We start from the raw sequence: 12,826 nt of genomic DNA, 5'->3' as shown, positions 1-12,826 counted from the left end.
ATTGAATGACTCTAAAGAGACCTGCCAATCGTCGCCATCATCCACTCTTAATTGAATAAGTACCATCTCAACATAGTCGCTAGTCAGAATTCCATTAATGCAGGCATCAATCAAAGCCGGATTCAGCCCTAGCGAACACCTATCGACAAACACCTCTCAAAGGCTCCGTTCCAATCAACGCCTGCTATTGAACATTAAAAAAGACCCCCTCACGGAGGCCTAAAGAAAAATAAATTGAAGATCAGAGGGCGTTGCCGCGTGGCAGAACCTCTTCAGGGAAGACGAAGTTTTCGTGCGGCTGGTCAGCCGGTGCCATCCAGGCACGCAGACCTTCATTGAGAAGGATGTTCTTGGTGTAGAAGGTCTCGAATTCGGGATCTTCTGCAGCGCGGATCTCCTGCGACACGAAGTCGTAGGCACGCAGGTTGAGGGCCAGGCCGATGATGCCGATGGAGCTGGTCCACAGGCCCATCACAGGCACAAACAGCATGAAGAAGTGCAGCCAGCGCTTGTTGGAGAAAGCGATTCCGAAAATCTGGCTCCAGAAGCGGTTGGCGGTGACCATCGAATAGGTCTCTTCTTCCTGAGTGGGCTCGAACGCCTTGAAGGTGTTGGCCTGCTCACCGTCCTCAAACAGGGTGTTTTCCACGGTGGCACCGTGAATGGCGCAAAGCAGTGCGCCGCCGAGGATGCCGGCCACGCCCATCATGTGGAAGGGATTCAGGGTCCAGTTGTGGAAGCCCTGGAGGAAGAGGAGGAAGCGGAAGATTGCGGCCACACCGAAGGAGGGCGCAAAGAACCAGCTGCTCTGACCGAGGGGGTACATCAGGAAGACACTGACAAACACCGCAATCGGGCCGGAGAAGGCGATGGCGTTGTAAGGACGGATGCCGACGAGACGAGCAATCTCGAACTGACGCAGCATGAAGCCGATCAGGGCGAAGGCACCGTGCAGAGCCACGAAGGCCCAGAGACCGCCGAGCTGACACCAGCGAACGAAGTCGCCTTGGGCTTCAGGGCCCCAGAGCAGCAGCAGGCTGTGTCCCATCGCATCAGCGGGGGTGGAGACAGCAGCGGTCAGGAAGTTGCAACCTTCCAGGTACGAGGAGGCAATGCCGTGGGTGTACCAGGAGGTAACAAAAGTGGTGCCTGTGAGCCAGCCACCGATGGCCAGGTAGGCCGTGGGAAAGAGAAGAATGCCGGACCAGCCGACAAAAACGAAGCGGTCGCGCTTGAGCCAGTCATCGAGGACGTCGAACCATCCCCGCTGAGGCGCGCGTCCTACAGCAATTGTCATGAGAGGAGCTTCATGAAGCTTTACGTGAAAAAGCCTAGTGGCCGTCGACGGTTCGTGGGCAAGAAAGCCGAACAACGGGGAAGACATGAGTAGAAATGCCCACACCTCGAGGAACGCGTTGATTGGCGAAGATGGTCCTATCTCTGGGATTGATTTGTGTACGTGATTGAGTTGGCTCTGCGCATGAGTCCAATGCCCGTATCCGTGCAACGAAAAGAGCAGGACTCAGCGGAGGCGCTGTACCAACAGGTGCGCTCGGCCCTTGAACAGGGTCAGCCACGCCTGCTGGAGCTCAGCTGCGAGAAAGTCGAGGGCAAACGCCTTAGCGTTCTCACGAGCGATCTGCTCGCCGTGCAGATCTACGAGAAGACCGCTGCCAGCGGCGGCACGAAGCGCCCGGGTTTCTCCTTCGAAGGCTGATCAGGATGAAAGCGGAGGCACACGCCGACTCCGACCGGGCAGCACTCTGCTTCGATCGGGTCAGCTTCTGCTGGCCCTGCGGGACTCAAGCTCTCGATCAATGCAGCGTGGAGATTCGGTCCCCTGGGCTTTGGATGCTGGTGGGCAGCAACGGCAGCGGCAAGAGCACGCTGTTCCGGATGATCTGCGGCCTGATCCATCCACAACGTGGAGAAGTGCGCTGCTCCTTACGACCTGCTCTGGTGTTTCAGAACCCAGACCATCAACTGCTGCTGCCGAGCTGCAGCAGCGAGCTTCTTCTCAATCTCCCTCCTCAGCTTTCGAGATCCAAGAAGTTGGAGAGGATTGAGGAGCTTCTTGAACAGGTGGGCCTGGCCGGAATGGGCGGCCGATCGATTCACACCCTTAGCGGAGGGCAGAAGCAGCGCCTCTCGATCGCGGGTGCTCTCGCCAGTGAAGCCAACCTACTTCTGCTCGACGAGCCGACCGCGCTGCTCGATTCCGCCAGCCAGACGACGATCCTTGCCACCGTTCAACAGCTTTGCCACCGCTCCAAAACCCCCCTGACCGCACTCTGGGTGACCCATCGACTGGGAGAGCTTGATCACGCCGATGGTGCCGCAAGGATGGAAAATGGACGCATCGGCCCCTGGAGAAGTGGCCCAGTCGTGAGGCAGGAGCTCGAGCCTCTTGCAGGACGGCGGGGCTGAGAGGTAAGTTCTCTTGGTCACATTCCTCGGTAGCTCAGCGGTAGAGCGGTCGACTGTTAATCGATTGGTCGCAGGTTCGAATCCCGCCCGGGGAGCTTTCACCACCACACACCACGGCCGAAGGTTCGTGGTGTTTTTTTATTTTTCAGATCTGCCGGCCCGGCACCCGATCAAATTCCCTCATTGATGGAAATTCATTAACAGACGGGGCAGGAAACCAAAGACTTCCTGAAGAGGCGGCAAGACGTCTCGTCGCCGGAATCCCGCGCAACTTATTCCGCCGCAGTGGATTAAAGCCTTTACTCCCTCAAATTCTGACTTAACCAATTTCTGCATCTGCAAAGGAATATTGAGAGAATCTGTGAAGCCACGACGCGGCATAACCACGTCTTCCCCGTTCCACCCGCCTGCGAGTCGATGAAGCCCTGCATCCTGCTAATCGAAGACGACCGGGATATGCGCGAGCTGGTCAGCGGCCATCTCGAGCACAGCGGCTTCGATGTTCAGAGCGCTGAGGATGGCATCAAAGGGCAAGCTCTTGCTCTGCAATACAGCCCGGATCTGATCCTTTTGGATCTGATGCTTCCGAAAGTCGATGGTTTGACCCTCTGCCAGCGGCTTCGTCGCGATGAGCGAACGTCAGGGATCCCGATTTTGATGCTTACCGCGCTTGGAGGCACCAAAGACAAAGTGAGCGGTTTCAACTCCGGAGCCGATGATTACCTCACGAAGCCCTTCGATCTCGAAGAGCTCCAGGTGCGTATCAAGGCCCTGTTACGCCGCAGCGACCGGGCTCCAGTGGGCAGCTCCGGCAACCACCACGAAATTCTCAGTTACGGGCCTCTCACCCTGGTTCCTGAACGCTTCGAAGCCATCTGGTTCGACAAGCCGGTCCGCCTCACCCACCTCGAATTCGAGCTGTTGCACTGCCTGCTCCAGCGTCACGGGCAAACCGTTGCACCCTCTTTGATCCTCAAGGAAGTGTGGGGGTACGAGCCGGACGATGACATTGAGACTATCCGTGTTCATGTGCGTCACCTGCGCACCAAGCTCGAACCCGATCCTCGGAAACCCCGTTTCATCAAAACAGTTTATGGAGCTGGTTATTGCTTGGAACTTCCCACCGGTGCCCAGCTAGAGGGTCTTGAGGACGTCCTCTCCCAAGCACGTCAGGATCGAGAGCAAAACGATCAGAACAATCGCGCAACCGCCTGAATCAGGCGGTGTGGGATCTCATCAGGTTAAGCAGAGTCACTTCCCAAGCCAAACGTGGCTGCACAAACGACAGCAACTGGTGACGCAGGCGATTCAGGCGTTCAACTGACACCCTGTTGAGCTGCTGTCGCCAGAGAACGGTTTGCCACCAGCTGATCAACCAGAGCTGCTGCTCCCCCTCCAGCTGTTCGCAGACATCTCTCGCCAGCCCGAGAGCATCCACGGGAGTCTGGGGCAGATTCCTGAAGCGCTCCTTCAGTGCTTCAGGAATCGAACTCCACAAACGTACGTGCTCGAGCAGTGCACCGGGAGAGCCTGATGCCAGAGCCACAAGCTCAGGCTCAGAGGCAGCAATCTCCAGAGCTCGGTGCCCGGCATCATCTGGCAGCTCGGCCAGCACTGCTTGCATCACTCCATCGGGCAACCGGGTGAAACGGATCTGCTGGCATCGAGAGCGGATCGTGGTCAGCAAACGATCAGGTGCAGCCGAAAGCAGAATCAGCAACCCGTGCCCCGGCTCTTCGAGGGTTTTGAGCAAGGCATTGGCCGCTCCCTCAGCCATCGCCTCCGGTTGCTCAAGAACCACCAGCCCTCGCGCCGACTCCAAGGGCTGTCGAGCCAGATAACGGCCGAGGTCACGAATTTGCTCCAAACGAACCTGGGGCGGTGTGCGTCTGTTCACTCCGGCGGCTTCGGCTTCAGACCTGGAGATGAGGCGCCCCTGATGGCTGTAGGTGGGCTCCACCCAAAGCAGATCAGGATGGTTGCGCTCTTCAAGACGCCGGCGTTCCCTGGGGTCTTGGCTGCCGCCACTGAGCACACCTTCCATGAAGCGCAAGGCAGCAAGCCGGCGTCCCACCCCATCAGGGCCGCTGAACAGATACGCCGGTGCCAGGCGCTGAAGCGCTAACGCGGATTGCAGCAACTGGGTGGCCAGGGGCTGCCCCTGAAGATCAGCAAACAGCTCGCTGGCCATCGGTCACGCACTCCTGAGGGCAGTGTTCCCTTCCAAAGCAAGACGGATGGTCCTCTGAACCTCCTCTGGACTCAAATCAGCAGGGATACCAACCCAGTCCCGTTCCGCGGCCAGCACGCGGAATCCATTGGCCACCCTGCCCAGGAAGGCCTGCCCTTCAGCCTCAATCCGGTCCTCAGCCCGATCGCCCCGTCTGGCAATGCTCGCTTCAAGAGGCAAATCGAGCCAGAGCGTGACATCCGGCACGAGGCCAGCGGTGGCAATCCGCTCCAAGTCAAGAATCAGCGACCTGTCCAACCCACGTCCATGTCCTTGATAAGCAACGGTTGACCCACTGAAGCGGTCACTGAGCACCCAGTCGCCGCATTTGAGGGCTGGAAGAATTCGGCGTTGCACGTGCTGAGCCCGGTCGGCGGCATACATCAGAAGCTCGGCCTCCGGGCACGGCGCCGCTGCATCCGGTGGGTGCAGCAACAGTTCACGCAAAGCACGACCGAGGGGAGTGCCGCCAGGCTCACGGGTGAGATGCAGCGTTGCCCCATCAGGCATTAGGCCGCTACCCGGAAGCCAATCAACAAGCTGGCGCAGCTGCGTGGTCTTGCCGCAGCCATCGATTCCCTCCAAAACCAAGAAACGCCCCTTCATGGTCAGGGAAGCCGCAGGCTGAGGGCATTGACCACAACAGAGACCGAACTGAGGGCCATCAACAATGCAGCCAGGGGAGGGGAGAGAAGAATGCCGAATCCTGGCAGCAAAACCCCAGCCGCAACAGGCAGAGCAATGAGGTTGTATCCGAACGCCCAGATGAGGTTCTGGCGGATCTTGCGCATCGTGCGCCGAGCCAGGCCAAGGGCTTCAGGCAGGGCCTCCAGGCGATCACCCATCAGCACCAAATCAGCCGTGTCCTGGGCAATCTGGGTTCCGGTCCCCACGGCAATCCCCAAATCAGCGGCCGCCAGAGCCGGAGCATCATTGATGCCATCGCCCACCATCGCGATCGGCTGAGACTGGCGCCAAGATTCCAGGCGCTCAAGTTTCTGATCGGGCAAAAGCTGCCAGGCCAGTTCATCCCCCTGGAGCCCCAGCGTCTGGCCCACCCGTTCCACAGCTTGACGACGGTCACCGCTGAGCATGCCGAGTGATAAACCCTGGGATCGCAGGCGCTGCAATGCAATCACAGCATCAGGACGCAAACGATCGTCGATCGCTACCAGGCCCATCGGCCGCTGTCCCAGACTCACAGCCACAAGGGACTGTCCCCCGGTCTGAGCGGCTTCGACGGCATCCCGCTGGTGATCAGGCCATTCGACCCCCTGGCCCCGCAACCATTCCAGGGATCCAACGCGCAGAGGGTCCGAAGAGCCAGACAGTGATCCTTCCATCCCTGCTCCAGGAACGGTTCGACTGTCCTGAACCGGAAGCAGAGGAAGATTGAGGCGCTGCGCTTCCTGCAGCAGTGCATGAGCCAGAGGATGACGACTGGTCTGCTCAAGGCTGGCCGCCAACTGGATCGTGCGCGACGGATCATCACTCAAGAGCACCGCATCCACGAGTGGCCTCCCCAGCGTGAGCGTGCCGGTTTTGTCGAAAACCACCCGTTCGATGGCGGCGGATCTCTCGATCACATCACCACCCCGGAAAAGCCAGCCCTGGCGAGCTGCCAAACCTGACGACACGGTGATCACCGTGGGGGTCGCCAGACCAAGAGCACAGGGGCAAGCCACCACAAGCACTGCGATCGCCAGCTGCAGTCCCAGCGCGAACGGCGTCTGAGCTGCTGCTCCCAAGGACTGATGAACACCATGACCTTGGCCATGATCCATCAGCACCACAGGAACCTCCAGGACCTGAGGCCAAAGGCTGCTGCCAATCAGCCACCAGAACAGAAAGGTGAGCAGCGCCAGCGACACCACGCCGTAGCAGAAGCGCCCTGCCACCCGATCGGCAAGCCCTTGGATCGGCGCGCGCCGCGCCTGGGCCTGCTCAACCAAAGTGATGATGCGAGCAAGGGCCGTTTCACGGCCTACCCGGCGCACCTCCATCACCAGGGTGGCCTCGAGATTGAGACAACCGGAACTGAGCTCCGTTCCCGGGCCGGCATCCACTGGAAGAGGTTCTCCCGTGAGGCTGGACAGATCCACCGCGGAAAAGCCCTCCTCGATCACACCGTCCACCGGGATGCGATCTCCAGCGAGTAATTCAATCCGCTCACCTGGCCGCAACATCTCAACCGGCACATCCCGCACGATGCCATCGGCCATCACAAGCCTGGCCGAAGATGGCTGGAGTGCTGCCAGTTCCTTGAGAGCACGACCGGTGCGCCGACGGGCCCGTTCCTCAAGGAAACGACCAAGGAGCACAAAGCCCAGAAGCATCACTGGTTCGTTGAAGAAACAGGGCCAGCCCACCGCAGGCCACACCAGGGCAACCACACTGGCGAGGTAGGCACTACCAACGCCCAGACTCACCAACGTATCCATGCTAGGGACGCCACTCACTGCCGCGGCCCAACCACCTCGCAGGATGGACCGACCCGGTCCGATCAACGCAACCGTGGCCAATCCCGCATGGAACGGCAGCGTCCCGATCAACGGCATCGACAGCGTCCCTGCCTCTGCCAGATGGCCGAGGACCGAGAGCAGCAGCAACACCAGGGCCACCATCAGCTGACGCCACTGGTTCCACCATCCCCAGGCCCGGCCAGGCTCAGCGTCCCCGCTCAAGACACCACTTTGGCGCGGCTGGGCTGGAAAGCCCCTGCTGCGCAACGCGTCAAGAGCGCCCTCAAGGGACTGCTGAACATCTAGACCCGTGGGCTCGAAGCGCAACCAAGCACTGCGGGTCACCAGGTTGACGCTGGCTTCCTGAACTCCTGGCTGATCCTGAAGCGTGCGTTCAACGGCTCGCACGCACCCACCGCACTTCATTCCCTCCACATCCAGCAGCACCACCTGGGCGCTGCTGGATGTGGAGGTGTTCTCGGCTGACGACGATGTGGACACGGCGACGGATTCCATCAACTCACGCTAGGCATCACCTGTTGGGTTCAGGATGGATTCATCCGTCCAGCTCTTTGTGCCCCGCAGTAACCGCAACGACAACTTCATCGACAAGAGCTTCACGGTGATGGCCGACCTGATCGTGAAGCTCTTGCCCATCAACGCCAGAGCGAAAGAGGCTTATGTGTATTACCGGGATGGACTCTCAGCTCAAAATGACGGCGATTATGCAGAGGCTCTGGAAAATTACGAGGAAAGTCTGAAGCTTGAGGAGAACCCTATCGACCGGGGCGAAACCCTAAAGAACATGGCCATTATCTATATGAGTAACGGTGAAGAAGACCGGGCTCTGGCCACCTATCAGAAGGCCTTGGATGAAAACCCCAAGCAGCCGTCATGCCTAAAAAACATGGGGTTGATCTACGAAAAGCGTGGGCGCACTGCGGAGGAAGAGGGTCGCCGCGACGATGCCGACGGATGGTTTGATCAAGCCGCCGACGTATGGACGCAAGCCGTGCGACTGAATCCCGGCGGCTACCTCGACATCGAAAACTGGCTGAAGTCCAGTGGCCGCAGCAATGTGGACGTTTACTTCTGATCGCGGTCACGCTCAATCGTCATCGCCGGGGTTCACTCCCAAGCCAAGAACGAGGGCCTCAGTGATCGATCCCGCTTCGAGCAAGGCAAGATCAAGGCGTGCGGCCAAAGGGCCCAGACCACTTCCTTTGGGGACCACAGCGCGGGTGAACCCGAGGCGCACGGCTTCCTGCAAGCGCAGTTCCAATTGCCCCACTGGCCGAAGCTGACCACCCAGGCCGAGTTCCCCAAGCAACACCGTTCCTGCCAGGAGGGTCAGATCCCGGTAGCTGGCCACCACAGCCGCGGCCACACCAAGATCAGCAGCAGGCTCCTCAACATCCAGCCCACCAGCCACAGCCAGGTAGCAGTCGAACCTCGACAGGGGCAAGCCCATGTGTTTTTCCAGCACCGCGAGGATCTGATGCAAACGGTTCACCGCGATGCCTGTAGCCGTACGGCGGGGGCTTGCATAACTGGTGGTGCTGACAAGAGCCTGCAAATCCACCACAAGAGGACGGGTCCCCTCGCAAGCCACGATCGTGGCCACTCCGCTGGTCCGTTCCCCGCTGAGAAAAAGCTCGCTGGGATTCCCCACTTCGGCAAGGCCTTGCCCCCGCATCTCGAACACGCCCAGTTCATGGGTAGCGCCGAAGCGGTTCTTCACCGCCCGCAGCAGACGATGGCTCGCGAAGCGATCCCCCTCGAAGGTGAGCACAGCATCCACCAGATGTTCCAGCACCTTCGGGCCAGCAAGCACCCCTTCCTTGGTCACATGCCCCACCAGCAGCAACGCGGTGTTCTGACGCTTGGCTACGCGCTGAAGCGCGGCCGCACACTCCCGCACCTGGGCCACGGAACCGGGGGCACTGGACAGATCACCGTCATGCAGGGCCTGGATGCTGTCGATGATCGCCACATCGGGCTGCAGAGCCTCAAGCTCCTCGAGGACCAGATCCAGATCGGTTTCTGCCAGAAGCTGAAGATCGCTGGAATCTGAGGTGAGGCGCTGCCAGCGCAATTTCACCTGCTGGGCTGACTCCTCCGCACTGACGTACAGCACGGAACGATGGCTGGCGATGGCCGATGCGCTCTGCAGCAGCAGGGTGCTCTTGCCGATCCCAGGGTCACCACCAACCAAAACAAGCGAACCGGGAACCAGCCCACCACCGAGAACGCGGTCCAGTTCTCCATATCCGCTAGGGAGCCGCTGCAACGGCTGGTCGCCAAGGGCAGCCATCGAGGTGGAACGGCGTGCCTGAGGTCCGGCTCCTGGATCGGCTCCAGCACGGCGGCGGCGTGCGTCCTGCTTCGGGGCGGATTGCTCGACGAGAGAATTCCAGCTGCCACAGCTGTTGCAGCGACCGAAAAACTGCCGGGTCTGCGCTCCGCAGCTCTGGCAGACGTAAAAAGTTGACGGACGAGGCACGTCGAATAATGAAGAAAGTTGGCGTTGCGTGAACAAAAAGGCATGTCGCTCGCCTATTTGTGACCCATAACTTGAAGCATTGCCGGCGACATGACGGCCTCAGCCCCTACCAAAGAAACCATTCTCGTAGTGGACGACGAGGCCAGTATCCGCAGGATTCTGGAAACCAGGCTGTCGATGATCGGCTACAACGTCGTCACCGCCTGCGACGGCACCGAAGCTTTGGCCTGCTTCCAGGAGTGCGAACCGGATCTGGTCGTTCTCGACGTGATGATGCCGAAACTCGATGGCTATGGGGTCTGCCAAGAGCTGCGCAAGGAATCGGATGTGCCGATCGTGATGCTCACCGCCTTGGGCGACGTGGCCGACCGCATCACCGGCCTTGAGCTGGGAGCCGATGATTACGTGATCAAACCCTTCAGCCCCAAGGAGCTCGAAGCCAGAATTCGCTGCGTGCTGCGCAGGGTTGAGAAAGAGAACGCCGCCGGCATTCCCAATTCCGGGATGATCAAGGTGTCGGATTTAAAGATCGACACCAACAAACGCCAGGTGTTCCGTGCCGATGAACGCATCCGCCTCACAGGGATGGAATTCAGCTTGCTCGAACTGCTGGTGAGTCGCTCGGGCGAACCCTTCAGTCGCGGTGAGATCCTGAAAGAGGTCTGGGGGTACACCCCGGAACGACACGTTGATACACGCGTGGTGGATGTTCATATTTCCCGTCTTCGTTCCAAACTGGAAGACGATCCGGCCAATCCCGAGCTGATCCTCACAGCTCGGGGAACCGGTTACCTGTTCCAGCGCATCGTCGATTCCGTTGCCTCCGAAGGACCCTGAGCTGAACCCGGTCTCAACACCGCGGACTAAGCCCCGCCGCTCCAAGGCGGTACGCCGTCTGGTGATCTGGTATCGGCGCAATGCTGCTGTCACCAGCCTTGTTGGCACGGCGACGACCTCGGCGAATGCCGCGGGCTCCATGGCTGGATCCGTGACCTCCATGGCCGGATCCATGCTGCAACCGGTGATGGATCCCCTACGCCGCCTGCAGGGAGGCCTGCCTGGGGAAGACATTGAGATCAACGACCAAGACAGGATTTGGGTCGCTGTGGACGGCATGGGCGGCGACCATGCCCCCACCCCAATTCTTGAAGGCTGCCTTCAAGCCATCGAGCGGCTGGCCGTACGCATTCGATTTGTTGGTGAGACGGATCGCGTCCTGGAAGCTGCGGCTGCCTCAGGCCTGACCGAAGCGTTGAACGCCGCGATTGATGCCGGCCATCTCGAATTGATCCTGAGTGGACCGTCGGTCGAAATGCATGAAGAAGCCACAGTCGTGCGTCGCAAACGCAACGCCAGCATCAATGTGGCAATGGATCTCGTGAAACGCGGTGAAGCCAAAGCGGTTTACTCCGCAGGAAATTCGGGTGCCGTCATGGCCTCCGCGATCTTCCGGCTGGGTCGCCTCACGGGGATTGACAGACCAGCCATCGGCGCCCTTTTCCCCACCAAGGACCCCGGACAGCCTGTCCTGGTGCTCGATGTGGGCGCCAACATGGATTGCAAGCCCACTTACCTCCATCAGTTCGCGCTTCTTGGCAACATCTACAGCCGAGATGTTCTGCAGGTCGCTCGGCCCAGAATCGGACTGCTCAACATCGGCGAGGAGGAATGCAAAGGCAATGACCTGGCGGTCAGCACCTATGCGCTGCTGAGAGAGGAATCCCGCTTGCACTTCGCTGGCAATTGCGAAGGACGGGACGTGCTCTCCGGAGCATTCGATGTGGTGGTGTGCGACGGCTTCACCGGCAATGTGCTGCTCAAGTTCCTTGAATCTGTGGGCAGCGTGCTTCTGGGTGTTCTGAAAGCCGAACTGCCAAGGGGCCGCCGCGGCAAGGTCGGCTCAGCCTTTCTGCGCAGCAACCTCAAACGCATCAAAAAGCGACTGGATCACGCCGAGCATGGTGGTGCGCTGCTCCTTGGCGTGAACGGCATCTGTGTGATTGGCCATGGCAGCAGCAAGGCTCTGTCCGTTGTCAGTGCCCTGCGTCTGGCCCATTCAGCCGCCAGCCATGGCGTGATGGAGGATCTGGCTGCGCTCAGCCAGCAAACGACGGTGCAAGCCTGAGCTTGCCCCTGCCGGACTGTGGTTGACTGACGCCACCCGCTTGGATCTTCTCTTGGCTGGACAATCACCGCAGGTCCTTGGCGTGGCCCTGATCGGCAGCGGCAGCGCACAGGCAGCGCAGGTGATCAGCAACGATCAGCTCAGCCAAAGGGTCGATACCAACGATGAATGGATCCGCACACGCACGGGCATCGGTCGTCGCAGGATCAGCGATGCAGGTCAGACCCTGGTCGATCTTGCTGCGGAGGCAGGTCGAAAAGCCCTGACCATGGCCGGTCGATCTCCCGAGGATCTTGACCTCATTCTCCTGGCCACCTCCACACCCGATGATCTGTTCGGTTCAGCACCAAGAGTGCAGGCCGACCTCGGCGCGACCAATGCTGTTGCCTTCGATCTCACGGCCGCATGCAGCGGTTTTCTGTTTGCACTGGTCACGGCAGCGCAGTATCTGCGAACGGGGGCGATGCGCCGTGCCCTGGTGATCGGTGCAGACCAGCTCAGCCGCTTCGTTGACTGGGACGACCGCCGCAGTTGCGTGTTGTTTGGCGATGGCGCCGGAGCCGTCGTTCTGGAAGCCTCGGATCAGGATGGACTTCTCGGTTTTCTGCTAAACAGCGACGGGTCGCGCGGCGCCGTTCTCAATTTGCCTGCCATCGACACCTCCTCTCCCCTCGTCGATGAGGCCGTGCACCGTGCAGGTGGGTTTCAGCCGATCGTGATGAACGGCCAGGAGGTGTATAAGTTCGCGGTCCGAGAGGTTCCCGCCGTCCTCCAGTCACTCTTGAAGCGCTGCGACGTCTCTCCCGATCAACTGGACTGGCTCCTGCTCCATCAAGCCAACCAACGCATCCTCGATGCAGTCGCTGATCGACTGTCGGTTCCCAGCACCAAGGTTCTGAGCAACCTGGCGGAATACGGAAACACCTCGGCAGCAACCATCCCATTGATGCTCGATGAAGCTGTGCGCGACGGACGGGTCCGCTCCGGCGATCTCCTCGCCGGTAGCGGGTTCGGTGCTGGTCTGAGTTGGGGGGCGGCCCTGCTTCGCTGGCAGGGGCCCGCGTAGGCTCCAGCAACGA

Annotated in this window: 12 protein-coding genes and 1 tRNA gene; 8 read left to right on the top strand and 5 right to left on the bottom strand. The window is 60.1% G+C overall.

What is annotated here, in order from left to right:
- Positions 1-241 precede the first annotated feature (241 nt).
- On the bottom strand, positions 242-1,297 hold the full coding sequence (psbD, locus tag ACLM45_RS11025; protein WP_006041823.1) for a photosystem II D2 protein (photosystem q(a) protein): 1,056 nt from the start codon (positions 1,295-1,297) through the stop codon (positions 242-244).
- 156 nt (positions 1,298-1,453) lie between these two features.
- Here psbD and ACLM45_RS11020 point away from each other — a divergent pair, with 156 nt between their 5' ends.
- The 4 genes from ACLM45_RS11020 to ACLM45_RS11005 all read left to right on the top strand — a co-directional run bounded on the left by ACLM45_RS11020 (position 1,454) and on the right by ACLM45_RS11005 (position 3,642).
- Entirely contained in the window at positions 1,454-1,717 is a 264-nt protein-coding gene (locus ACLM45_RS11020; RefSeq protein WP_006043034.1) for a hypothetical protein, read from the top strand.
- 5 nt (positions 1,718-1,722) lie between these two features.
- Entirely contained in the window at positions 1,723-2,427 is a 705-nt protein-coding gene (locus ACLM45_RS11015; RefSeq protein ID WP_006043033.1) for an ABC transporter ATP-binding protein, read from the top strand.
- A 23-nt stretch (positions 2,428-2,450) separates the two neighbouring features.
- Positions 2,451-2,522, top strand: a tRNA-Asn gene (locus tag ACLM45_RS11010).
- Between the two features lie 322 nt (positions 2,523-2,844).
- Positions 2,845-3,642 (top strand): response regulator transcription factor, encoded by a 798-nt coding sequence (locus ACLM45_RS11005; protein WP_006043032.1) that lies wholly within the window; start codon positions 2,845-2,847, stop codon positions 3,640-3,642.
- 1 nt (position 3,643) lies between these two features.
- On the opposite strand, the gene ACLM45_RS11000 is transcribed toward ACLM45_RS11005, so the two are convergent.
- From ACLM45_RS11000 to ACLM45_RS10990, 3 genes are read right to left on the bottom strand one after another with little or no spacing between them, the layout of a single operon-like run.
- On the bottom strand, positions 3,644-4,618 hold the full coding sequence (locus ACLM45_RS11000; protein WP_415409301.1) for a DNA polymerase III subunit delta': 975 nt from the start codon (positions 4,616-4,618) through the stop codon (positions 3,644-3,646).
- A 3-nt stretch (positions 4,619-4,621) separates the two neighbouring features.
- Entirely contained in the window at positions 4,622-5,263 is a 642-nt protein-coding gene (tmk, locus tag ACLM45_RS10995) for a dTMP kinase (protein ID WP_415409299.1), read from the bottom strand.
- 2 nt (positions 5,264-5,265) lie between these two features.
- Positions 5,266-7,635: a heavy metal translocating P-type ATPase gene (locus tag ACLM45_RS10990; RefSeq protein WP_006043029.1), complete on the bottom strand. Its 2,370-nt coding sequence runs from the start codon at positions 7,633-7,635 to the stop codon at positions 5,266-5,268.
- A 34-nt stretch (positions 7,636-7,669) separates the two neighbouring features.
- On the opposite strand from ACLM45_RS10990, the gene ACLM45_RS10985 reads away from it, so the two are divergent.
- Positions 7,670-8,215 carry a photosystem I assembly protein Ycf3 gene (locus ACLM45_RS10985; RefSeq protein WP_369776004.1) on the top strand — a complete coding sequence of 182 codons (546 nt, stop codon included), beginning with the start codon at positions 7,670-7,672 and terminating at the stop codon, positions 8,213-8,215.
- Positions 8,216-8,227: 12 nt separating this feature from the next.
- On the opposite strand, the gene radA is transcribed toward ACLM45_RS10985, so the two are convergent.
- The gene (gene radA, locus ACLM45_RS10980; RefSeq protein ID WP_415409298.1) at positions 8,228-9,622 is read right to left on the bottom strand and encodes a DNA repair protein RadA; all 1,395 of its coding nucleotides are present in this window, start codon (positions 9,620-9,622) and stop codon (positions 8,228-8,230) included.
- A gap of 90 nt (positions 9,623-9,712) precedes the next feature.
- Here radA and rpaB point away from each other — a divergent pair, with 90 nt between their 5' ends.
- Genes rpaB through ACLM45_RS10965 form a run of 3 tightly spaced genes read left to right on the top strand, consistent with a single transcriptional unit; the run spans position 9,713 to position 12,813 of the window.
- Complete coding sequence (gene rpaB / locus ACLM45_RS10975; RefSeq protein ID WP_415409297.1) at positions 9,713-10,459, top strand: response regulator transcription factor RpaB; 747 nt, start codon at positions 9,713-9,715, stop codon at positions 10,457-10,459.
- A complete protein-coding gene (plsX, locus tag ACLM45_RS10970) occupies positions 10,440-11,747 on the top strand; it encodes a phosphate acyltransferase PlsX (protein WP_415409296.1) in 1,308 nt (435 codons plus the stop codon). Before rpaB ends, plsX begins: the two co-directional genes overlap by 20 nt.
- 22 nt (positions 11,748-11,769) lie before the next feature.
- Positions 11,770-12,813, top strand: a complete 1,044-nt coding sequence (locus tag ACLM45_RS10965; protein WP_415409295.1) for a beta-ketoacyl-ACP synthase III — start codon at positions 11,770-11,772, stop codon at positions 12,811-12,813.
- Positions 12,814-12,826: the final 13 nt, after the last annotated feature.

The organism is Synechococcus sp. A10-1-5-9, from assembly GCF_047716785.1.
Classification (GTDB): domain Bacteria; phylum Cyanobacteriota; class Cyanobacteriia; order PCC-6307; family Cyanobiaceae; genus Synechococcus_C.
The sequence above is the reverse complement of the archived record's forward strand: the minus strand, read 5'-3'. Positions and strand labels throughout refer to the sequence as shown.

Coding starts and splice junctions, on each gene's coding strand:
- psbD (WP_006041823.1), bottom strand. CDS start 1,297: ATGACAATTGCTGTAGGACGCGCGCCTCAGCGGGGATGGTTCGACGTC.
- ACLM45_RS11015 (WP_006043033.1), top strand. CDS start 1,723: ATGAAAGCGGAGGCACACGCCGACTCCGACCGGGCAGCACTCTGCTTC.
- ACLM45_RS11005 (WP_006043032.1), top strand. CDS start 2,845: ATGAAGCCCTGCATCCTGCTAATCGAAGACGACCGGGATATGCGCGAG.
- ACLM45_RS11000 (WP_415409301.1), bottom strand. CDS start 4,618: ATGGCCAGCGAGCTGTTTGCTGATCTTCAGGGGCAGCCCCTGGCCACC.
- tmk (WP_415409299.1), bottom strand. CDS start 5,263: ATGAAGGGGCGTTTCTTGGTTTTGGAGGGAATCGATGGCTGCGGCAAG.
- ACLM45_RS10990 (WP_006043029.1), bottom strand. CDS start 7,635: ATGGAATCCGTCGCCGTGTCCACATCGTCGTCAGCCGAGAACACCTCC.
- ACLM45_RS10985 (WP_369776004.1), top strand. CDS start 7,670: ATGGATTCATCCGTCCAGCTCTTTGTGCCCCGCAGTAACCGCAACGAC.
- rpaB (WP_415409297.1), top strand. CDS start 9,713: ATGACGGCCTCAGCCCCTACCAAAGAAACCATTCTCGTAGTGGACGAC.